22 protein-coding genes are annotated in these 22401 nt (G+C 61.4%); 21 read left to right on the top strand and 1 reads right to left on the bottom strand.

Features of this window, described 5'->3' with window-relative positions:
- Window positions 1–300: 300 nt before the first annotated feature.
- From ONB25_10115 to selA, 7 genes are all read left to right on the top strand, one after another.
- Window positions 301–1791, top strand: a complete 1491-nt coding sequence (locus ONB25_10115) for a hypothetical protein (GenBank protein MDZ7393233.1) — start codon at window positions 301–303, stop codon at window positions 1789–1791.
- Window positions 1792–1882: 91 nt separating this feature from the next.
- On the top strand, window positions 1883–2851 hold the full coding sequence (locus ONB25_10110; protein MDZ7393232.1) for a hypothetical protein: 969 nt from the start codon (window positions 1883–1885) through the stop codon (window positions 2849–2851).
- 60 nt (window positions 2852–2911) lie between these two features.
- A complete protein-coding gene (locus tag ONB25_10105) occupies window positions 2912–5896 on the top strand; it encodes a carboxypeptidase regulatory-like domain-containing protein (protein MDZ7393231.1) in 2985 nt (994 codons plus the stop codon).
- A 179-nt stretch (window positions 5897–6075) separates the two neighbouring features.
- Window positions 6076–6333: a hypothetical protein gene (locus ONB25_10100; protein MDZ7393230.1), complete on the top strand. Its 258-nt coding sequence runs from the start codon at window positions 6076–6078 to the stop codon at window positions 6331–6333.
- 87 nt (window positions 6334–6420) lie between these two features.
- Complete coding sequence (locus ONB25_10095) at window positions 6421–7986, top strand: hypothetical protein (protein MDZ7393229.1); 1566 nt, start codon at window positions 6421–6423, stop codon at window positions 7984–7986.
- Between the two features lie 163 nt (window positions 7987–8149).
- Window positions 8150–8836 carry a hypothetical protein gene (locus tag ONB25_10090; protein MDZ7393228.1) on the top strand — a complete coding sequence of 229 codons (687 nt, stop codon included), beginning with the start codon at window positions 8150–8152 and terminating at the stop codon, window positions 8834–8836.
- A 78-nt stretch (window positions 8837–8914) separates the two neighbouring features.
- The gene (gene selA, locus ONB25_10085; protein MDZ7393227.1) at window positions 8915–10354 is read left to right on the top strand and encodes an L-seryl-tRNA(Sec) selenium transferase; all 1440 of its coding nucleotides are present in this window, start codon (window positions 8915–8917) and stop codon (window positions 10352–10354) included.
- 4 nt (window positions 10355–10358) lie between these two features.
- On the opposite strand, the gene rlmB is transcribed toward selA, so the two are convergent.
- Window positions 10359–11105: a 23S rRNA (guanosine(2251)-2'-O)-methyltransferase RlmB gene (rlmB, locus tag ONB25_10080; protein MDZ7393226.1), complete on the bottom strand. Its 747-nt coding sequence runs from the start codon at window positions 11103–11105 to the stop codon at window positions 10359–10361.
- A 210-nt stretch (window positions 11106–11315) separates the two neighbouring features.
- Here rlmB and ONB25_10075 point away from each other — a divergent pair, with 210 nt between their 5' ends.
- From ONB25_10075 to ONB25_10010, 14 genes are all read left to right on the top strand, one after another.
- Window positions 11316–12656, top strand: coding sequence for a polysaccharide deacetylase family protein (locus ONB25_10075; protein ID MDZ7393225.1), 1341 nt, complete (start codon window positions 11316–11318; stop codon window positions 12654–12656).
- A 78-nt stretch (window positions 12657–12734) separates the two neighbouring features.
- Window positions 12735–13535, top strand: coding sequence for a 1-acyl-sn-glycerol-3-phosphate acyltransferase (locus tag ONB25_10070; GenBank protein MDZ7393224.1), 801 nt, complete (start codon window positions 12735–12737; stop codon window positions 13533–13535).
- A 65-nt stretch (window positions 13536–13600) separates the two neighbouring features.
- A complete protein-coding gene (locus tag ONB25_10065) occupies window positions 13601–14848 on the top strand; it encodes an endonuclease Q family protein (protein ID MDZ7393223.1) in 1248 nt (415 codons plus the stop codon).
- 6 nt (window positions 14849–14854) lie between these two features.
- Window positions 14855–15409, top strand: coding sequence for a nitroreductase family protein (locus tag ONB25_10060; protein ID MDZ7393222.1), 555 nt, complete (start codon window positions 14855–14857; stop codon window positions 15407–15409).
- Window positions 15410–15418: 9 nt separating this feature from the next.
- Complete coding sequence (sfsA, locus tag ONB25_10055) at window positions 15419–16168, top strand: DNA/RNA nuclease SfsA (GenBank protein MDZ7393221.1); 750 nt, start codon at window positions 15419–15421, stop codon at window positions 16166–16168.
- 26 nt (window positions 16169–16194) lie between these two features.
- Window positions 16195–16743, top strand: coding sequence for a peroxiredoxin (locus tag ONB25_10050; GenBank protein MDZ7393220.1), 549 nt, complete (start codon window positions 16195–16197; stop codon window positions 16741–16743).
- Between the two features lie 20 nt (window positions 16744–16763).
- A complete protein-coding gene (locus ONB25_10045; protein MDZ7393219.1) occupies window positions 16764–17681 on the top strand; it encodes a hypothetical protein in 918 nt (305 codons plus the stop codon).
- An 11-nt stretch (window positions 17682–17692) separates the two neighbouring features.
- On the top strand, window positions 17693–18403 hold the full coding sequence (locus ONB25_10040; protein MDZ7393218.1) for a sulfite exporter TauE/SafE family protein: 711 nt from the start codon (window positions 17693–17695) through the stop codon (window positions 18401–18403).
- Window positions 18404–18452: 49 nt separating this feature from the next.
- Window positions 18453–18980 (top strand): RNA polymerase sigma factor, encoded by a 528-nt coding sequence (locus ONB25_10035; GenBank protein MDZ7393217.1) that lies wholly within the window; start codon window positions 18453–18455, stop codon window positions 18978–18980.
- A complete protein-coding gene (locus ONB25_10030; GenBank protein ID MDZ7393216.1) occupies window positions 18980–19531 on the top strand; it encodes a zf-HC2 domain-containing protein in 552 nt (183 codons plus the stop codon). Before ONB25_10035 ends, ONB25_10030 begins: the two co-directional genes overlap by 1 nt.
- A 2-nt stretch (window positions 19532–19533) precedes the next feature.
- On the top strand, window positions 19534–20106 hold the full coding sequence (locus ONB25_10025) for a DUF4252 domain-containing protein (protein ID MDZ7393215.1): 573 nt from the start codon (window positions 19534–19536) through the stop codon (window positions 20104–20106).
- Window positions 20107–20118: 12 nt separating this feature from the next.
- Entirely contained in the window at window positions 20119–20676 is a 558-nt protein-coding gene (locus ONB25_10020; protein MDZ7393214.1) for a DUF4252 domain-containing protein, read from the top strand.
- Window positions 20677–21240: 564 nt separating this feature from the next.
- Complete coding sequence (locus ONB25_10015; protein ID MDZ7393213.1) at window positions 21241–22035, top strand: outer membrane lipoprotein-sorting protein; 795 nt, start codon at window positions 21241–21243, stop codon at window positions 22033–22035.
- A 137-nt stretch (window positions 22036–22172) separates the two neighbouring features.
- Window positions 22173–22401, top strand: a 229-nt coding sequence (locus ONB25_10010) for an NAD(P)-binding domain-containing protein (GenBank protein MDZ7393212.1), incomplete at its 3' end; no start/stop codon positions are given.

Here is a 22401-nt window from a genome sequence, read left to right as displayed (position 1 = left end):
AATATACCATAAGGCTGCAAGATTTACAAGCGAAAAATCCAGCACCGGCCTAATCAAGCCTACTCATGCAACGGGGAAAGAGAATTTCTGGTTCCCCGACCACTGGCGAGAGAAAAACGGCGGGCAGGTGGCCCGTGAGGTACACGCGGGTGTACTTGGAGGTACATATCGGATACGCCAAGGCTGCTGGGGACCGGCCGCTCACCTTGTATTTTCTTGTTTTTTCGAAAAGCGCATCGGCTGGGCGAAGTGGCACGGCCCTTGCAAACAGACGGGCGGACGGAGGGAGGTCTCAGGACTATGAATACTACGCACTACCCGAGATTTAGAGGTCTGCTTGTGGTGACGGTGCTGCTGCTGGCGGCGGAGGTATGGGCCCAGGGCCAGCGCGGCACCCAGGCGGCGCTTGATCAGCTGGATCGGCAATTGCGGACCGCAGAGGAACTGCTTGCGGGTAACGATGACCCCACGTTGCGGGGCATGTTGGAGCAGGCCAAGCAGATGCGGGAACGCGCAGCTTCAGAGATGAGGGCGGGGAGGCATGGGCAAGCCAGCACCTACATCGCGGCAGCGCGTCGCCTTCTTGACCAGTTGACGGCGCGCCTCCTGCGTAGCCCAGTGCAACAGCTGGGGGAGCGCCTGGAGGACCTTCTTCGCCAGGCAGAGCAGGTGGTTCCAGGCAGCGGAAACTCGGAGGCGGAACGACTCCTGGCTCAGGCACGTCGCCAGCAGAGGCGCGCCATCGAGGCCCAGCGGCAACAGCGCTATCAGGCTGCCGCAGAGTACTACCGCGTGGCCATCTACCTCGGCAAGCGGGCGATGGAGTTGGCCCAAGGCACAGTCAGGGCCGGCAGCGAGCGCCTCGAGGAGGCCCGGGAGCAGTACCAGTCCTTGCTGGCGGTGGCCGAAGAGCGGGTGGCCCGCAGCGACGATCCCGTGGCAAGACGGTCCTTGGAACAAGCCAGACGCCATGGCATGCTCGCGGTGCGGGCGCTACAACGGGGGCAGACGGTATTGGCCTGGGAGCTTTATCACCAGAGCATTCGCCTCCTCCTGCGCTCCATTAGTCTGGCCGACGGGGAAACTCCCTCGATGCGCGAAAGGGCGGAGGAAGAAGTGGAGCGTGTCGGTGAGTTGATGGCGGAGGTCTCCAGACAGGCCGCGGACTCCCAAGGGCCCGAGACGCGCCTTCTTCTCCAACGTGGGGCTGATTTGCTTGCCCGGGCAAGAAGAAACTTGGGCGCAGGGGCGTTCGCGCTGGCTTTGCAAAATGCGGAGCTGGCGGAGGGGATCGCTTTTCGCCTTATGCGCCGGAGCTCCCTGCAGGGCGAAACCCTTGCCCTGCGCGCCGAGGAGGAGGTAGCTCGCCTGCAGGAAGACATCCGCCAGGTGCGGGAGATGCGAGCTGGACAGCCAGGAACAGATGAGCTTGTGACCCAGGCAGAACGCTTGCAGCACCTGGCAGAAATGGCTCTGGAACAGGGGCGATATCGGCTGGCGCTGATGTGGGTCCTGGCCGGTACGCGGCTTCTGACGCCCGGCCTCAACGGCCTTCAGGCGGGCACCGTACCGACGATGGCTGCGCAGCGAATCGAAGAACTGGATCGTGCCTTGGAGGAGGTCCAGGCGGCAGGAGGCGTGAGCGACGACAGGCGCGCGCTCATCGAGCAGGCCCGGACCCTGCGCGCGGCTGCGGCACACGCGTTGGAACGCCAGCAACCGGGTGTATCACGCAGCATTGCTGAAACCGCCCTAGACCTGCTGAGCAAAGCGCGACAACCGATTGAGTAAGGCTTTTCGCACCACAGCGTGGAGACATCACCTTGGATAATGAGCCGTAACTCGTGTGGTGGTTTCAACTCACATTGGCTAAGGAGGACGCATGATGATGAAGAAAGCGAGGCTGTTGCAAGTTGGGGCTGTGACCGTGCTGGCCATGGCCACCATCATGAGTTGTGACAAAAACCCCGCGCATGTTGTGGATCGGTCTGCTGAGGAAGAAGCGATTCGCACCATCGTGCTGGGCGACGTGGAGGTGTTCCACGAGATGGGCCTGGACGACGGAGGAGCTCAACCGCCAAGCTATGAGGTTGGCGCTACCCCAAAGGCAGGCGACTACATTGAACCCGTGAGGTATGGCCGGCGAGGCAAGTTCTCTCTCGTGTCAGTGGACATTGAGTTCGAGGCTGCGCCGGGGGAACTCGACACCCTGGCCATCGCCACGGTGACGAAGACGTTCACTGGTACGTTTGTCGTCGTGGCCAAAGATAGCGAAAACACTCCTCCTCAGGCGTACAAAGTCTACGAGAAACCCATTGAGACCACGGTGGTGCGGAAGGCAAAGCTGCGTCGAGTGGCGTACACCGACAACCCCCTTCGTAACTGGCGGATTGTCCAGGTGAGCATGAGCCAGTCCCAGTCTGTGCCCACTACCATCGACATTGCCCGTGTGTGGATTGAACCTCCAGGGCAGGAGCCGCTGGTGATTGCAGACCCGCTGAGCTATTGGCTACCTCGCCATATAGGATTGCCCCTGTTCTCGGCGGGCGACACGGTGAAGGTGTACGTGTCCCTTACCAATAGCAATAGCTTTCCACCGCCTCCCGGCACGACGGTGCTCGTCCATTTCGGCGTGGACCGAGGTCTGCACCGGGCGCGGCATGTCCTTAACGATCAAGGGGCGTACCCCGATCAGGTCGCCGGTGACGGGGTGTTCAGCGGCTGCTGGGTGGCGAAACACGACCAGGGGTTGCGGCATTTGCTGATCGACGCCATCGACAACGGCACCATCTACGACGACGCAGCGCCGTATAATTCGGTGCAGTGGGGGATGGTGTACGGAAGGAGATAGTTGTGCGTGGGCACGTTCCGGTGCCTTGCGAAGGGGAGTCTAATCATGGAGGATCAACTTATGCACAGGAACAGAGGCCTATGCTGGTGGATACTTACGGCTTCCCTCCTGTTGCTAGCCGGCTCCGTACTGGCGCAGCAGGTAGTGGTCAGGCCGCAACAGGCAGTGCTCCAGCCTGGCCAGGGGCAGCAGTTCGAAGCCCAGCTTTTTGACAACCTCGGCAGGCCGGTGCGCGGTGCGACCTACACGTGGTCGGTGGAACCGGCCACTCTCGGGGCGATCACGGGCGACGGTTACTTCGTAGCCGGCCAGCAGGAGGGGATCGGGCGGGCGCTTGTCAGTGCGCGAAGCGGCAGCTTGGTGGTGAGGGGAAGCGCAGATGTTGTCGTCGGCCCCGCGCGGGGAAGCGAAGCGGCGATGCGTTTGGTGGTAGAGCCGGGCGTTGTCGAGCTCATGCCTGGGCAGACGCAGCAGTTTCGCGCGGTGATTCAGACCAGGGAAGGGCGGACGGTACCAGCCGAGAGTGTGCGCTGGGAGGTCATGCCCCCGGCGCTGGGTACCATTACGCCCGAAGGCCTTTTCACTGCGGGAAACCTGCCAGCGGTGGGACAGGTCGTCGCCCAGGTTGCGGTAGAGCGAAAGCTGCTGCGGGGGGTGGCGCGTGTGATGGTCCGTCCGCACATGAATGCGGTCATCGCAGGAAGGGTGGTAAACGAAGCGGATAGTTCCCCCGTGCCTGGGGCCGTGGTGACGGTGCAGGGGCTGGGGGCTTTGCCATGGTGCGCTCAGGACACCACCACGGAGGAAGGGGATTACGAGGTGGCCGTGCCCGCGCCAGGATTGTATGTGGTCCGCGCGGAAGCGCGGGGGTTCGTGCCAGAATACTTTGACAACGCGCGGTCTCTGCCAGAAGCGACTCCAATCAGTGTGGCCCAAGACGACACAGTAACTGCTGTCAACTTCGCGCTAAGCCGGGGCGGCGCGATAAGCGGCTTGGTCGCAGCGGAACTGGACAGCACTCCTTTGCCCGGCGCCCACGTGCAGGCGTACCTCCCCCTTCTGCCGCACGTGCGTTATCACGCAGTGGCTGATCAGCACGGTGAGTATGTCATCGCCGGCTTGGCGGGAGGCTCCTATGTGGTGGAGGCAACCGCGGTCGGCTATCGGGGCGAGTTCTACACCGATGCGCCTACGATGCGCCAGGCTACGCTGGTAGAGGTAACGGAGACCGAGACGACGACAGGCGTGGACTTTTATTTACAGACTAGCAGCGCCATCACTGGCCGTGTGCTTGATGCGGTCACTGGTGCCCCTATTGCCCTGGCCCACGTCTGTGCGCACGCAGCTGGGACATCTGGCCGCGGCACATCGGAGGCAAGAGTCCTGACCGATAGCAGCGGGTGCTATACCCTGGGGGTTAGTCCGGGCACCTACTACGTGGAAGCGAGAGCCCAGGACTACGCGGCGCAGTGGTTCGAGGGCGTGACAGAGCGCCGCTTGGCGACCCCGGTTCTCGTGGTCAGCGAGCAGCACACTTATGGAATAGACTTCCACCTGAGTCGGCTCGGTGCTATTAGCGGCCTGGTGACCGACCAAGGGAGCGGTGCTCCCATCGCAGGGGCGGTGGTGACCGCCTACCGGGAAGGCCCGGGGGCTGAGCCTTCGCCAGTGCGGACCGATGAGCATGGCATGTATCTGATCAGTGGGCTACAGCCAGGCAACTACTTTGTTCGAGCTGTGGCAGAAGGCTATCTTGCTGAATGGTACTGCGAAGCGTCCAGCGTGCGAGATGCGTCCCTGGTGGCGGTCGCCGGTGGCGACACGAGTGCAGGCATTGATTTCACGCTTTCGGGCGGTGGCAGCATCACCGGCACGGTGCGCAGCAAGAGTACTGGACAGCCTATAGCAGGCGCGCGCGTGGAGGTGACCGGTGCGACCGGTCCGTTTATGCGAGTGACCTTTACAGGCGAAGACGGAGCCTATGCGGTCACTGGCCTGCCGAGTGGAAGCTACTTTGTGCACGCCTCGGCGAGGAACTATCTTCCCGTCTATTTTGACGGGGTCTCGCGCCGCGCGGAGGCAACCCCTGTGGTCGTCAATGCGCCAGAAGCGACCACCGGTATTGATTTTTCGCTTCCCTCCCGCTTCCTTGAGGGTGGGGCCATTGCAGGCAGGGTTACGGATGAGCGGACCGGCCAGCCTCTGCGCGGAGTACGCGTCTACGCCGCGCCGGTGACGTCTGGCCAAGTCCATCATGACCTCACCGACAGCACGGGGCTCTACGTTCTCCGCGGACTACAGCCCGGACGCTACCTTGTGTGGGCCTTCAAGAGCGGCTATCTGGTCGAGTTCTATGAAGATACCCATTCCTGGTGGCTCGCTACACCCGTGACGATAGGAGCGGGCGAGCAGGTCACCGGCATCGACTTTGCGCTCACTCCCCAGGCTCGCGGGCCGTTTACTCTGGCCGGCAGAGTGATGGACAAGGGCGACTTGCCGTCCTCGGGAGCGCTGGTGCTTGTGCACCAGGCAGGTGAACTCGTCGCCACTGTCTTGTGCAGCGAGGATGGGAACTACCTGCTGGAGGAGTTGCCGCCTGGCCAGTATGAAGTGTGCGCGCAGCGGGTCGGCCAGCATTCCGGGGGTCCTGCGGTTACTCTCACGCTGAGCAGCGAGGAGCGCTCTTGCGAGAACTTGAATCTTTTGTTGGCTAACCAGGACGGCCCTGCTGGTGCCGAGGCCGCGTTGCCACAGAGTTTTGCCCTCGTAGGTGCTTTCCCCAATCCGTTCAATCCCAGCACCGAGGTGCGATTCGAGCTGCCAGAGGCAGCCGAAGTAAGCATCATCATCTACAATGTGCTGGGGCAGCCAGTGCACACGGCGTTCCAAGGTGTGCTTGAAGCTGGCAGACACGCGGTGACCTGGGACGGCAGGGACCAAAGGGGGGTGTCGCTAGCAAGCGGTGTGTACTTGTGCAGGCTCGAAGCACAGACGCCATCCGGTCAGCGCCATCTATTCGTGACTAAGATGCTGCTGGCCCAATAGGTTGACGCTGTGCTCCTCCCAGGAGGGGGTCGGGATCCGGCCCGATCCCCTCCTCTCTCGTGGGAGGATCGCACGATCCTTTTCGAGTCGGCCTTGGCCGCGAATGAGGCTCAGCATAGTCCTGTCAAAGGAGGAACTGGATGAGGCGGGCACTTTGTATTGTGGGAATGTGTATAGCAATGGGCTTGAGTGTTGGTTGTGCTTCAAGGGCAGTGTACGTGCGAAGTGCCCCACCGGTGGTGCGCGTCGAAGTAGCCGGTCCTCCACCCTTTGCCGGAGCGACCTGGATTCCGGGCCATTGGGAGTGGCACGGTACTTGGGTGTGGACTCCTGGTCACTGGCGGAAAGCATCGAAAGGAAAAGTGTGGGTACCGGGCTACTGGCGCGAGACACCACGCGGCTGGCGGTGGGTGGAAGGACATTGGGCGCGTCGGTAACAGACAAAGAGCAGACCCGTTAGCTCAGACGGCGCCGTGGCCAAGATCTTCTCTTACAGCGCTCGACGTGCGGCCAGGAGGATTGTGGTGAGCGTGCTCCTCCTGGCGTGCTTTTTCTTTGCGGAAAACCTGCCGGCTCAAGAGTCGACCCGCGCGCCGGATCAGGCTGAGGCCGTCATCCTTGCCCGAACGCTTTACGAACTGGCCTTCCTCCGTGTGCAGCGACTTGTTCCAGAGTTCTTTGCGCACGGCGACACGACTGGCATTGACCCGGAGGTGGCTGCTCTAGTCAATGAGGCATTGCAGCTTGCCGCGAGGCAAGAATGGGCCGGTGCAGAAGCGCTGCTCGGTGTGGTTGCGGAGTACTTGTCTGGAACAACACAAAGCTCCTCTCCCCCCATCAGCCAAGCCGCTGCATCTCCAAGATCCATAGGGACACGCTGGTATCCAGAGCTGTTTGTGGGCGTGGAAGGGTGGCACCAGCGCTTTGCCGTGCCCGGGGAGCTGCAGGACACTACCCTCGCGGAACGAGATGGCAACCCTGTTATTGGTCTGCGGCTGGGCTTTGAGCGGGGGTCGGCTCGGACCAGGCTGACTGATGGAACTTTGGAACTGCGCAGCAGCCGGGACTACCAGGGAGGCCGCCTTTTTCTGGGCCATCGCGTGCGCTTTGGAGATGGACACTACGTGATGCTTCAGAACGAGATCGAGGGGATGGCGTATCGGGAGGCGCAACCACCCGATTTCGGGCGCGCCAATCTGCGCTGCGAATTGGGCTATGCCCTTGCTCCTACACTCGTTGCCCTGGTGGGGTATACCGGTTCGCTCCAAAGCTACGCCGGAGAAGACCGCTTTTATGCCAGCTACGTGGCCCATCGTTTGAGAAGCGAGGTCACTGCCTTGGTAGTGCCAAGCACGCGCCTATCGTTGGAATACGAGTTCGGCCGCTGGCGCTACCCCCACCTGGCGAGTCGTGATTACCGTGACCACGCGCTCCGCGGCCGTCTCTTTTTCCAGGGCCTGCTTGTCGATGGTCTCGTGCGGCACCGGCACTTCACTACCCCATTCGCGGACAGTTTGTACAACAACCCTTACGTGGAGGCAGAACTGCGCGCCGAGTGGCGCCATGATTTCGGTCGTTGGATTGCGCTCGTCCTCCACGGCTACCTCGCAGCGCGTGACTATAGGTTTCCAGCCGCGTCCACTCCGGACTATCGGCTCTACGAAGTGTCGCCAGCTCTCCGGTTGCCGGTGGCGGGTTTTGGATTTTTGGAGGTAGGCTATCGACTTCAACGTCGGACACCGCGGGCCTCGGAAGGGATCGAACAAGACCAGTTTTCGCTGATCGATCAGTACCTCTCCTTCGGTCCCTCCGTTGCAGTGGAGTACAGCGGCCCCAGAGGATTCCTGCTTTCGGCCAGCGCCACCCTGGGCAAGGTAATTTACCCCGAGTCGCCCACCCGCGACGTGTCCGGCCTCTCGATCTATTCCGACCGGCGGGCTTCCTCCTTCATGTGCTTCGTGACCTGGCCGTGGTCCTTGCATTGGGAGCTCAATGTGCTGGCAAACTATGACGCAGACCTGGATGTCAAGGCCAGCGCCTATGACTCCCGCACATCGGTCTTCACCTTCGAGCTCCGTTACCGCTTCTGAGAACCTGCCACATTTTCTTCAGCACACTTCCAGCTTGGCTGAAACATTTCCTTCGCGAAGCCGTTAAGTCAGGTGTAGTCACCGGCGGCCACCATGCTGCTCATTCCCCTCGCTCAATGGTTTTTGCGAACGGGCGAGGGAAAACAGAGAGGAGGGAGGGAGAATGCACAAGGATCGAGATGTTTCCTTGGTCATCGGCTGCCTAATGATTGTGCTCGGAGCCCTGCTGCTTGCGAGCAAACTTGAACTGTTTCAGCTGAGTGGGGGAACAGTGTGGACAATCATGCTTGGCGTCTCTGCGGTGGCCCTTGCCATCGTGTATGCTCGTGAGCACAGGCGCTGGTGGGCGCTCCTGCTCGCCTGCTGGTTGGGCTTGATGGCCGTCGAACGGCTGCTCCCATGGACCGGCTACGAGCAGTGGAGGGTCATGTGGGAGCTAAGTCTGTTGGGCGCAGGGCTCGCCTTTGTCGTCGTTTTCTTGAGGCATCCGGCGCAGTGGTGGTGGCTCCTTCCCGGTGGCATCCTGCTGACCATCGGGCTCACCGGAGTGGTCGGGCGTCTTGACCTGGTCCCGGGGCACTACCAAGCAGTGATCTTCTTTGCAGGGCTCAGCATAACATTTGGTCTTCTCTATATCTTGCGCAACGAACAGCGCAAGCTCGCGTGGGCACAATACCCCGCCCTTTCGCTCCTTGGCGTGGCAGTGCTGGTTCTCATCCTGGGCACACCTGAGGTGCATGGCCTGGTGCTACCCCTTGTCTTATTGGGCGTAGGCCTGCTTGTCCTATTGCGGAGCCTGAAAGGTGCACAAAGTGCCACCAGGGCCCCAAAGGGGCGAAAAAAGGCTTGAAAATCCCCTTTGGTTTTCACAAATTGAGGCTGGCACAACTGCGATCTGGGTGAGAAGTATCACGCAAGGGCGGCCAGGATGACCGCGAAAAAGCTCAAAGAGGTGGAACCTGCTGCGGTGCTGAGTTTCTTGCCCTCGGTGGACGCGGTGCTATCCTCGCCAAGAGGCGATAAACTCTGTGCGCGCTACCCCCGCTGGCTCATCAAGGAGGAGGTCGTGAGCGTGCTGGATGAGCTGCGCCGAGAGGCCTTGGGAGGTGGCCGTGCCGGCGTACGTTCGAGGGAGGCTGCGGTCACCTATGTGCTCCAGGAAACGCAGAGGCGAATGGTGAAGCTGTTTCGACCTTCGCTGGGGCGGGTCATTAACGCTACCGGAATAGTCTTGCATACCGGGCTGGGGAGAGCCCCCCTGGCCGCGGAGGCGCGCAAGAGCATTCTCACCGCCACCGAGCATTACTGCAACCTGGAACTGGACCTGGAGACCGGCAAGCGCGGCGACCGTCAGCTGCACGTGGAAAGACTCTTGCGGCGCCTGAGTGGCGCAGAGGCGGCGTGCGTGGTCAACAACAATGCAGCTGCCGTGCTCGTCGCCCTTAACACCATGGCCTATGGCAAAGAGGCAATCATCTCGCGTGGCCAGCTCGTGGAGATCGGCGGCTCCTTCCGTATGCCCGAAGTGATGGAAAAGAGCGGCACCATTATGGTGGAAGTGGGCACCACAAACAAGACCAAACTCAGCGATTATGAGCGGGCCATTTCGGAAAGAACCGGGGTGGTGGTGGTAGTTCACACTTCAAACTATCGGGTGTTGGGCTTCACGGCAGAACCGGCGCTGCGCGAGGTGGTGGACATGGCGCATGCGCACCATGTTCCTGTCCTGCACGACCTTGGCGGTGGGGTGCTCGTGGATCTGCGCAGCATCGGGCTTCCTTATGAGCCCCTGGTCCAAGAGAGTGTCCAGGCAGGTGTGGATGTGGTGACCTTTAGCGGCGATAAGGTGCTGGGCGGGCCTCAGGCGGGTGTCATTGTGGGGCGCAGGGCCTATGTGGAGGCCATCAAGACCAATCCTCTCATGCGGGCGGTGCGGTGCGACAAGTTGACGATAGGCGCCTTGGAAGCCACCCTCAAGCTCTTCTTAGACCGGGACAGGCTGCTTGCGGCAAATCCGACGTTACGCATGCTCTCCACTCCTGTGGAAGTCGTAGAGCAACGGGCCCGGAGGGTAGTTGACCTGGTGGCTGCCTCCTGTGAGCGCAGGTGCCACGTGCGTGTGGCCCCGAGCAATGCTCAGGCCGGAAGCGGGGCACTCCCGCTTGAGCAAATCCCGAGTCGCGCGGTGGTGGTTAGATGCCAGGACCTTGCTGCTCATGAGCTGGCCGCCCGCCTGCGCAGGTTGCCCCTCCCAGTGATCGGCTACGTCCAGGGCGAAGAACTCTACTTGGACATGCGCACGGTACGAGATGACGAGGTCCCGCTCCTTGCCGCAGCCCTGCGCAAGGTGATGCGAAGGGCAAAGTAGCCCTCTACCTATCGCCTCGTGCCAGGCGCTGTCTGCGGGCCTCGAACAGAAGGATCCCCGCGGCGACCGAAACGTTCAACGAATTCACCTTTCCGTGCATAGGGATGCGGACAAGGAAGTCGCATTTCTCCTGGGTCAGGCGCCGCAAGCCTTTGCCCTCGCTCCCCAGGACCAAGCCGGTGGGGCCGGTCAGGTCTGCCCGAGTGTATTCCTGTGGTGCTTCTGCGCTTGCTCCGAACAGCCAGATGCCGTGTTTCTTCAGTTCCTCCATGGTCCGGGCGATGTTGGTGACGCGCGCGATCGGCAGGTAGGAGGCGGCGCCGGCGGCCGTCTTCTCCACCACCGGGGTGACTGCCACCGCGCGGTCGCGGGGAATGATGACCCCATGGGCCCCGGCCGCCTCGGCTGAACGGATGATGGCGCCGAGGTTGTGAGGGTCCTCGACCCCGTCCAACACTACCACCAGAGCTGGCTCGCGCCGTTGCTCTGCCAGGTGGAGGATACCCTCAGTGCTCGCGTAGGCGAAAGGTTCCACCTCTGCCACAAGCCCCTGGTGTTTCGCAGTCCCAGCCAACCTCGTCAGCTCATCAGGCGAGAGGCGCTCTGTTGGCGTATTGGCTGCACCTGCCAGGGCGAGAAACTCTTCGGCCACCGGGGCAGCAAGCGTCGTGGAGAGCCACAAGCGCCGGACGGCTCGCCCACTGCGCAGCACCTCGCGAACCGGATTGCGGCCGTACACCAAGTTCTTCACCTGACCTCCTCAGCCTTGCCGGCCATCGATGGGAAAAGACTATCACCACTGCAAAGTAGCAAAGGTTGCTGAAATGAGCAAGGGGAAAGTTGGCACCCTGGTGGCATGGTCGCCACCTGAAGGGCTCGTTTTTGCAAAGGTGTTGCTTTTTGCCTTGACTTTTTGTGGCTTTTGTGGTAATATTGGCTAAGCGATGAGGAGCAGAGGGCGATGCTGAGCGAACGCGAAGAGTACTGCAAGAATCACCCTGACCGGCTTGCCAAGCGGCACTGTTTTGTCTGTGGCGCGCCCATCTGCCCGGAGTGCCAAAGGCCTGCTTTCCACCACGTGTTTTGCAGTGTTGCCTGCCTCAGCCGATTCCTGCTCAGAGAAGCTCCGCGGGGGGCTAGTCGGGCGGCGACCAAAGCGCGGCACCTCCGTTGGCGACCACGATTTCAGTCCATCTTTAACGTGCTCGTTGCGGCAGCCCTGGTGCTGGCTGCCTTGGCTTTGCTGCGGGTGGTGCGCACGGGACAGCGCCTGGAGGAGCGTTTGCAGACCTATGGATGGCCTGCTCTCGCTCACGCACCCGACACCAGCGCCCTGCGCGTGAGCGGCCCTGGGGCTATGGTCACAAGCAGCACCTTTGATATCACGGGAGAGGCAGGGCCCAATCAGATCATAAGCTTGTGGTCAGACGGGAACCTGCTCGCCGTGACCATGGCTAGCGACGGCACATTTTGCTTCTCGGGCGTACAGGCGCGGCGGGGCCAGAACCGCTTCGTGGTGCGCGCCACCTCTGCAGATGGCTCGGTCCAGATCCTGCAAACCATCGAGTTCCTCTACGGACTGCCCACGATCAACTATCTTGTGCGCTCTTTTGACCGAGGCCCAACGGACAGGCCGCTTGTAGCATTAACGTTTGACGGTGGCTCCTCCGACAATGCAGCAGCGGAGGTGCTCGCGGCGCTGCGCAGCAAGGGTGTGCGCTGCACCATGTTCCTCACCGGGGCCTTTATCCGCCGCTACCCCGAGCTGGTCCGGCAGATGGTGGCAGATGGACATGAGATCGGCAACCACACCTGGTCCCACCCGCATCTCACCACTTACGCGGAAAACGGGCGTCACACAACCAGGCCTGGGGTGACCAGAGAGATGCTGCAGCACGAGCTGCTCCGGACGGCCGACCTGTTCCGCAAGGTCACGGGCAAAGAGATGGCCAAGCTGTGGCGAGCGCCCTTCGGCGAACATAACGCCGAAATCCGCAGTTGGGCAGCCGAAATTGGCTATCGCCAGGTGGGGTGGACCATGGGCCGCAACGGCAATGAGACCATGGACACCTTGGACTGGGTGGCCGACAAAGACTCGCCGGCCTACCAGACTGCGGAAGAGATCGTGGAGCGTATTGTGCACTTTGGGCACAGCGACCTTAGTGGGGCCGCAGGCGCCATCATCCTCATGCACCTGGGCACCGAGCGAAAGGAGGACCAGGTGCACAAGGCAGTGCCGCTCATCATCGACGGCTTGCGCGCCAGAAACTATGTGTTTGTCACCGTGTCGCAAATGATGTAATGAACTGCACGATTGCCGACCCTGTGAGCAAGGGTCAGTCAGGAGTGAGACTTGAGTGGACTAGGGATGCGCGAATCTATGAATCGCGTGCTTCTGAATGAAAAGCTGTACGATCTCTGGAAAAAGCGCTCCGAATGGTGGGTGCGCACGCAGAGGGTGTGCGTATCAGGGCTTCAGCATATCCCCCGCCAAGGAGCAGCAGTGCTGGCGGCCAACCACATCAATTGGAAGGACATATTCTTTATCGGCGGTGTAGTGCCGCGCCGGGTGTCCTTTGTGGGCACTGCAGAGCTGTTTGACATAGAGGTATGCCGCGAGATGGTGGAGAGGTACATCCACGAGCACCTCTCATTTGCTTGGGCGCACGGGCTTATTAGGAAGCTCAGTGATTGGGCCGCGCACGTGATGGTGACCCGCGTGCCCTACTGCGGGACTATCCCGGTCAAGCGGGGGGTCAACGACAAGTCATTTTTCGATCTGGCAAAAGAGGTGCTGCGGCAAGGGAACCTGCTGTGCATCTTTCCGGAAGGGGGCACATCGCGACCGGAGCGACTGCGGCGTTTCAAGCACGGTCTGGCTAAGATTGTCTATGACTTGCATAGCGAGGGGATGGAAGACATCCCCATCCTGCCCACGGCCCTGCGGGGCACGGAACACCTCTACGTGCCGGGCAGAAAATTGTTCTTCCGCGTGGGTACCCCGCACTTTATCAGGGACTATATCCTGGGCCATGAGAAAGAGACCCTGCGCCTGTTCAGCGAAAAGCTGCGGGAGAGCGTTCAGGAATTGCTGGACTTTGGACGACGGTGCGCGCACGCGGTGAAGATGGAGGAGTCAGCGACGGAACCTCCTGGGGAGTTTAGCGCGTCTGCGGCCTAGAAACAGACCAGTACCCGGTCTTGTGGCAGCGGACATGTGCCAAAAGTGACACGAGGTGGGTAGGGATGCCACGCTTCATTGCGGATCTGCACATCCATTCGCGCTATAGCATTGCCACCAGCCAGGATATGGGCATTCCTGAGGTCGCAAAGTGGGCTCGGCGCAAAGGGATCGCCCTGATGGGCACCGGCGACTTTACCCACCCCAAGCACCGACAAGAAATCCTTGCTACCTTGCAGGAGGATGGCCACGGCCTGCTTGTGCCTAAGGACGGCGACGGCAGCGTGCGGTTTATGCTCAGCGCCGAGCTCTCTGCGGTGTACGCGCAGGACGGCAAGACGCGCAAGGTCCACCTACTGGTCTATGCGCCGAGCCTGGGTGCGGCCGAGGCGGTGGTCAGGGCGCTCCAGGTGCGCGGCAGGTTGGACGCGGACGGTCGCCCCACGTTCGCCCTGTCAGCGCGCGACTTGACGCGCGTGGTGCTGGAGGCCTGTCCCGACTGCATGGTCATCCCTGCCCACGCTTGGACGCCCTGGTTCTCCGTGTTCGGCGCCAATTCTGGATTTGACTCCCTGGAGGAGTGCTTTCAGGACATGACGCCCCACATCAAAGCCATCGAAACGGGACTGTCCTCCGATCCGGCCATGAATTGGCGCCTGTCCACACTGGACCACATCACGCTCATCTCCAACTCTGATGCCCATTCCCCATCGCGCATTGGCCGAGAGGCAAATGTGTTCGACTGCGATCTGGACTATTACGAGCTGAAGCGTGTTATCGAGAGCAAGGACCGCTCGCGCTTTCTCATGACAATCGAGTTTTTCCCAGAGGAAGGCAAGTACCACTTTGACGGCCATCGCCGCTGCGGGATTGTCTTTTCGCCGGAGGAAACCAGACAGCACGGCGGCCTGTGTCCGGTGTGCGGCCGCCAGCTCACCATCGGGGTCATGCATCGCGTGCATGAGTTGGCCGATCGTGCGCCAGGATTTGTGCCTGAGAATGCCATACCCGCAGTGCACCTGATCCCTCTGCAGGAGATCATTGCCGAGGCGCTTGGTCAAGGGGTGGAAACGGTGGGTGTCCAGAACGAGTACCTGCGCCTGGTGAGCGAAGCAGGCAGCGAATTCCGCCTGCTTCTAGACCTAGATGAAGCGCAGGTGCGCAGTTTTGTGCCTGAGCGCATCGCCACCGGGATCATGCGCGTGAGGCAGGGCAAGCTGCATATTGTTCCTGGGCATGACGGCGAGTTCGGCAAGATCAGCATTTTCGGCGAGGACGAACGCGCGGGTCAGGACCAACTGAGTCTGTTTTGACCTCCTATGGAATCGTTTCTCGAATTGGTGCGGACGCGTCGGAGCATTAGGAAGTTCGTCGACCGGCCGGTGGAGAGGGAAAAGATCCTCGCCTGCATCGAAGCAGCGCGCTGGGCACCCTCGGCCGAGCACGTGCAGCCATGGCGCTTTATCGTGGTCGACGATGCGGAGCTGAAAGACAGGCTGGCGCGCAGTGCATTCAGCGGAATCTATTCGGCTACGCGGTGGGCGGCGCGTGCGCCGGTGCTGATCGCGCTACTGGCCAGGCCAGACCTCATCGCCAATCGGCTGGGGGCGCGCCTGCAAGGGACCCACTACTACCTCCTGGACATGGGCATAGCCGGCGAGCACTTGGTCTTGCAGGCGCACGAATTGGGACTGGGCACGTGTTGGATAGGATGGTTCAGTGCGCGTGGTGCGCGCAAGGCGCTTGGCCTGCCGCGGCGCTACCGCGTGGTGAGCCTCATCGCCATGGGTTACCCCGCACAAGCGACGCTGAAACCAAAGACGCGCAAGGCCATCGATGAGATCTGCCGATTCAATACCAGCGAGGGGTTGTAACATCCTGCCATGGTCCTGCCGAGGCCGCTTGTGGAAGGGAGGCTGATCCGCCGCTACCAAAGGTTCTTGGCCGACGTGCTTCTCGAAGACGGCAGGGTAGTCACCGCGCACTGCCCCAACAGCGGCAGTATGCGAGGCTGTAGCGCACCCGGGAGTGTGGTGCTTCTGTCGCTCGCACACAACCCGAAGAGACGCTGCCGTTACACCTGGGAACTGGTAAGAGTCGGGCGGATATGGGTGGGCATAAACACGTGGTTCGCGAATAGGCTGGCGGCAGAGGGGGTGCTCCAGGGGCTGGTGCCTGAGCTGGCCGGCTACTCCCTGTTCAGGCAAGAGGTCCCTTTCGGCGATAACACCCGCCTGGACCTTTTGCTTGCGCGCGGTGATGAACTCTGCTTCGTGGAGGTGAAGAACGTCACCCTGGTCGAAGAAGGGGTGGCTTACTTTCCTGACGCGGTGACAAACCGCGGCGCGAAACACCTGGAGGAGCTCATGCGGGCTCACGACCAGGGGCACCGAGCGGTGGTCTTTTTCGTGGTGCAACGCCAGGACGCGCACCTGTTTCGGCCTGCGGCCCACATAGACCCTTGGTATGCCGCGACTCTCCGCCGCGCGGTAGCGCATGGGGTGGAGTGCCTGGCGTATCGTGCCAGGGTGAGTAAGAGGGAGATACGCTTGGACCGACGCGTCCCATGTGAGGTGGGGCACGCCCGGATGCGGGTGCCAGTGCAGACAGAACCGGGCTCGGCTGCGACGTGAAAACGCAATACCCTCTGGAGGTCAACGTGAGAAGGTGGTGGCTGGGATTCTGTTTTCTGATTCTTGCCTGCGGCCAGACGGAAGTGGAGCGGCGGGCGATCCACATGCCCAGGGTGGGCGCACCAGCACCGCACTTTGCCCTGCCTGCCAACGACGGGTCTGTAGTAAACCTGGAAGCGCTGCGGGGGCGGCGCGTGGTCCTGTACTTCTACCCCAAGGACAGGACACCCGGCTGTAGCCTGGAAGCGGCCTCCTTTCGCGACCGCCTGGCCACTATCGACTCGTTAGGCGCCGTCGTGTTGGGTGTCAGTGTGGATAACCAGGAGTCTCACCAACGGTTCTGCCAGGAGCTAAACCTCAATTTTCGCCTGCTGAGCGATACCGCTGGTACGGTGTGCCGGGCATACGGGGCGTTGGACAAGGACGGTCGGGCGTACCGCGCCACATTCGTGATCGACGAACAGGGCAATGTGCGCGCCGTGTTTCCCGTGGTGGCGGTCCAGGGACACGTGGAGGAGGTGCTACGGATTCTGCGCGCGATGCCGCCTCTGCACACCTCCGAATCGCAGTTCTGAGCGTTGCTTGTGCACTGGGTATGGGCCGCAAGATACCTCAGTCTCCTCCAGCGCACCCTGGGACCCTGGCGCGCGTCAGCTGGGAGGAGGTTGAGGCGCGGCGCGACCTCATCTATCGGCGGCGCAACGAATTGCGCGTCAGCTCCATCCCCGAAGCGCTCGATTTTGTGAACAGCGTGGGTTTCTGCTTTGCCTTTGCCGCCAGGCACTCTGAGCTTCCCTGCTTGTGGCACGCCGTGCGCGGCGAACGAAACCCCCGCCTGCCAGAGCACATCCAGCACGACTGGTCGATAGGGTTGGTGTGGGAGGCCAAAGACGTGCTAGCGGCGGAGCGGAAAATCTACTACGGAAAGGCCCTGCGCTCTCGCCCCACCATGATCTCGCTGCAGTTTTTCCCCCAGTTCTACCGCGCACAAGGCAGACAAGGTGACCAGGAGGAATACCTTGCGCTGTACCGTCGCGGTGTGCTCAGCCCGGCGGCCAGGCGGATCATGGACGCGTTGAGCAAACGGGCACCGCAGATTACCCGCGAGCTCAAATGCGCGTCCGGCCTGGCGCGACCGGAAGACAGGTACGCTTTTGACCGCACCATGGCGGAGCTGCAGATGCAGCTTCTGGTGGTAAAAGTGGCAGAGCTGGACGAGCCCTTCACCTTCGTATGGGACCTTGTGGTGCGCAGGTTCGCGCCGGAGGTGGAACTGGCCGCGAGCATTTCGCCCCACGAGGCCAGAGTGGCTATCCTTGACAAGTACTTTGCCACGGTGCTGGTATCTTCTCCCCGAAAAATCGCGCAGCTTTTTTCTTGGGGGGACCAGGAGATCCAACAGGCCCTGGCAGAGTTGCTGAGACGCAGGAGCGTGGAAGAAGTTGCCGTAGAAGGCGAACCAGGATTGTGGTTTCGCACCACCAGCTGGAAGCCAGACCGGCTACAGGCATAAGGAGAGGGCCGATGGAGTACGGGACATGGGTGGTGTTGATAGGGTCTGCGGCGTCGATTGGCTTTGTGCACACCGTGATAGGACCCGACCATTACTTGCCCTTTGTGGTGTTGGCGCGTGCGCGGCAGTGGAGCATGAGCAGGACGCTTCTTGTGACGCTCGGCTGTGGCATCGGACATGTGCTCAGTTCGGTGCTCATCGGGGCCATCGGGGTGGTGGCAGGGATCGCCGTGGGCCGACTCGAGGGCGTGGAAGGCGTGCGCGGTGAGGTCGCCTCCTGGTTGCTCATCGGATTTGGCCTTGCGTACGGCGTGTGGGGATTGCGCAGAGCGATGCTGGGTAAACCGCACGTCCATCCCCACGTGCACGAGAACGGGAGCATTCACACTCATCCCCACACCCATTCGGGGAGCCACGGTCACGTGCACGAGGACAAGGGTCAGGTGACCCCGTGGGTCCTGTTCATCATCTTTGTACTTGGGCCCTGCGAACCGCTCATCCCCCTTTTGATGTACCCGGCAGCCACGCACCACTGGGGGGCAGTCCTTGGGGTCACTGCTGTGTTTGGCACGGTGACGGTACTCACGATGCTTGTGATTGTAGCTCTCCTTGCGCGCGGCTTGTTCATGATTAGAACGGGGGGCCTGGAGCGGTATTCTCATGCCCTCGCAGGCGGGATTATCGCGCTTTCCGGACTCGCCATCAAGTTCCTGGGGCTATAGACCTCCTGTAACATTTTCCACGCTCCTGCGTCTTTAGCAGTGAGACCCGATGAGACATGCGCACTTCACAACCGCGGTGCTGGCGCACAAGGATCGCATCTACAGCCAGGCATACTACTTCCTCGGAAACCGTCCGGACGCCGAGGATGTGACGCAGGAGGTCTTGCTCCGCGCGTGGCAAAATTTGGATGCGATCCGGAAGCCTACTGTGAAGGCCTGGCTCATGCGGGTTACTCACAATCTGTGCATCGATACCTTGCGGCGGCACAAGGCGCAGCAGGTGGTACGGACGCCGGAAGCGAGCGACGGGTGCGAAAAGGGATTGCCGCTCGTGGCCGAGGACGACCCTCAGGTGAATGCTGAGGAAAGCGAGCTGCGGCGTCATCTGCTTCAGGCGATTCAACGTCTGCCCGTGCGCTTGCGGAGCGTCATAATCATGCGCGAGCTTCAGGACATGACCTACGAGGAGATAAGCTCCGCATTGGATCTACCGCTCAACTCGGTAAAGGTGTACATTCATCGAGGACGCAAACTGTTGCGCGCTGCGCTTGGGCATCTGCTCGAAGAGGTGGATTGATGGGAAAGAAGCACGATCGTGCACATCCGGGGGCCTTGTTGGATGCCTATCTGGATGGTGAACTTTCGCGAAGGGAGCGCCGCCAGGTGGAAGCTCATGTGCGCACCTGTCCCCGCTGTCGTGCGGAGTTGGATGGGCACCGCCAGCTCCACGCCAAGTTGCGTACCCTTCCCGTGCTCTCCTGTCCTGAGGAGGTGATTGCGCGGGTGCAGGCACGATGCACTCCGCAGGTCGTGCGCAGGTGGCACGCGGCGGTCAGACCGCGTTTCGGCTGGCGTCTGGCCATGGTGGGGGCGACTGTGGCAGTGGCAATGCTGATTCTGCTCTGGCGGCAGCCGTGGCAGCGACAACCCTATGAGGGCACATCCTACAGCGAAGAAGAGGTACTCCAGGCGCGCCGCGACGTGGAATTGGCCTTCGCCTATGTTCATCATGCGCTGCGCCTAAGCGAACGCACGTTAGAGGAAGAGGTACTGCCCAGGCAAGTGGTGAAGCCACTGAAACGCGGCGTAGCTGCCGCCTTCGGGGCCTTGACACAGGAGGGAATTTGATCATGAGGAGTGCAATGGTGCTTGGGGCTGTGCTGGCACTCATGGCCAGCGCTGGTGCCCCGCTGGTGGCTCAGGAGGATGAAGAGCTCAAGAAGCATCCCGGCTACGTGGATTTTTCCCAGCTCCCTATCCCGACTGAGGGGGAGGAACTGGTGGAGGTGTACATTCGCGGCCCGCTCCTGCGGCTGGTTGCCAAAGCCGCTGGAGATGAAGAGGAGGGATTGGCCAGAATGTTGTCCAAACTCCTCTTGGTGCGGGTGAACACCTTTGGCACCGACAGTGCCACCGCTCTGGCCCTACGGCCACAGATTGCCAAGATTGAGCAAGAACTGGCCAGAAAGCAATGGGAAAAAGTGGTTCGTGCCAAGGACCGGCGAGGGGAGACGGCCCATGTGTACATGAAGATGCAAGGCGAAAAGATACTGGGCCTGCTGGTGATGGCAGTTGAACCCGGGGGCGAGGCTGCATTCGTCAACATCGTGGGCGAAATTGACATGGAGGCCATCGGTAAGCTGGGGAAAAAGTTCGACATCCCAGTCCTGGAAGAGGTCCAGTCTGGCCGCAAAGCCAAGTAGGCGGTGCGTGCGATGAGAAGAGCGACGTGTCTTCTGCTTGCCTTCGCCTGCACTTTCATCTTCGGCTGTGCGGGCGTGGACGGCAACTTTTGTCGGGTGCGCGATCTTGTGGTCCAATCCATCGGCACCCGGGAGGTAGTCACGGAGTTTCAGATTGGCCTGGGGCCTGGATTGCTGTGGCTCGGCGGGACAGCGGCGAGGCTGGCCTCAGGCGAGGACGAGGCGGCCGGTCTCCTGCTCGACATCCATGCCGTGCAAGTGGGCGTATATCGCCTGCGTGGCGAAGTGACAGACGCCGGGCGAACCCCAGCTGCATTGGTGCGTCGTTTGGCCAAGCGGGGGTACGAGCCCATCGTCAAAGTCTGTGACAAAGGAGAGGCGACCGTTGTCTTTGCCCGGATGCGCAAGGAGCGCCTGCAGGCCCTTCTTGTCGTGGCCATCGACGGAGAAGAACTGGTACTGGCCGAGGTGCGGGGCCGGCTGGAGAGAGTGGTCCAGGAGGCAGTCCGCAATCGGGGCCTGCGCACCAAGAAAGCCATCGCTGTGGTTAGCAACCGCGGTACGTCTTGATCGGTAGGACTAATCGGCACCGCCTTCCCCATACCGCGCCGACCTTAATTTCTGATGCGCTACGACGGAGGGCTCGAAGCCGAGTGCGTTCCAATTGTTCCCTGCGCCGCTCGCGCGTTGGGAGTCCATTTGCTCACGTATTCTGCACGCAAGGGTCTGCCGGCTCCCTGTGCTGTGTGTCCACGCCTTCACTGATGCCTTCCGACGTGTGTCGGCCCAAACTTGCGAGCGTCTTCTCCCTGTCCAGGGCCGGTGCGTCTCAGTAACAGCGTAGGCCGCCGCCGGCATGAGCCGACGACCGGTCGGCGGGGCATCCTCCAAGAAGGTACCCTGCCAGGTGGCCCAATGTTTGGCGCGGCCTTGCCAGGGGCAATCCCCCCGCCAGTCCTTGCCATGCCTCCGGCTCTGCTCTTTCGCTGAGAACCCCCTTTGTTGCTTCGTGGGAGAAACAGCTTGATTTTTTCTTCACGGAGGCCTATATTGGCACACGTACTTGTAGCTGGGCCAAGCAAAGAAGGGGTGGCCTTTCCCGCCTAAGGTTTCTCACCTAACGAGGAGAAAGCAATGAAAAGGCACCGAGGAGTCATGGGCATCGCTCTGCTTGTGTGCGGAGCGCTGACTGGTACAGCTTTAGCCATCGACTATGCGGGGTTGGTAAAGGAGGCCCAGGCCCGCCATGCAAAGTTCAGGGCGGAGGTGCGCGACATGACCATGCAGCAGGTGATGGAAAACGTCACCGACCGCGGCAAGATGAGCTCGCAGATGACCGTCTACCTCAAGGGGGACAAGACTAGGGCCGATGTGCAGACAGACCTTGGGCCCGGGGCGCCCGCCAACATGAGGAGCATGCAAACCGTGGTCATCGGGGACGGCACGTACTACTGGCTCGTCTCCCCGATGATGGGCACCCAGAAGCTACCCCAGGAGGAGGGTGAAAAATACCGCAGCAACTGGGAATGGTGGGATCGCATGACCACGGAGGTCAGGGTGGTAGGCGAAGAGAAGGTCAACGGTCGGACCTGCCACGTGGTGGAGGGGAAGTCGAAACAGGGCTCGCCATTCTCCAAGCTGTGGATCGACAAGCAGACCTTTCTTTTGGTCAAGGCTGAAGGCACAGCCGGGGCAACTGCAGAGCGGATGAGCATCCTCTGCTCTGACTTTCACACCGTCCACAGAGATTTCGAGATCCCCTACCGCACGGATGTGTTTGTGGGTGGCAAACTCTCCAGCACGACCAGGGTGACCTCGGTCAAGGTCAACACGGGCTTGGCCGATGACCTCTTCGATCCCAAAAAGGTAAAGGTCAAAGGGCCGAGCATGAAGGAGTGGATGCAGATGATGGAGCGGGAGCAGCCGTAGAGTCCCTCGGGTCAGGGGGTGCCGAGCAGGGAGGACCTTTGCTCGGTGCAGGGGATGCGAAACTCGCGGGGTCTCATCCCTGCGCTCCAGGCGATAGCCTGAGAGCTAGAGGGCCCGGCATACAGGAGGGCATGACCATGAACCGAAACAGCGCCGACCTGGACGCGAAGAGGCGGGCGTACCTGAAGGCCATGCTCGCAAAAGACCCGAAGGAGTTGAGGTTTTGCGTCCTGGGTGCGGGTCACGGGGGGCTGGCGATGGCCGGGCACCTGGCGTTGATGGGATTCCAGGTGAACCTATTCAATCGCGGACGGCGCCGTATCCAGCCCGTGCAGGAGCGAGGTGGCATCCGGCTGGAAGGAGAGG

The organism is candidate division KSB1 bacterium, from assembly GCA_034506335.1.
Lineage (GTDB): Bacteria > Zhuqueibacterota > Zhuqueibacteria > JANLFK01 > Oleimicrobiaceae > Oleimicrobium.
Note: the sequence above shows the minus strand (reverse complement) of the source record. Positions and strands in the feature narration are given on the sequence as shown.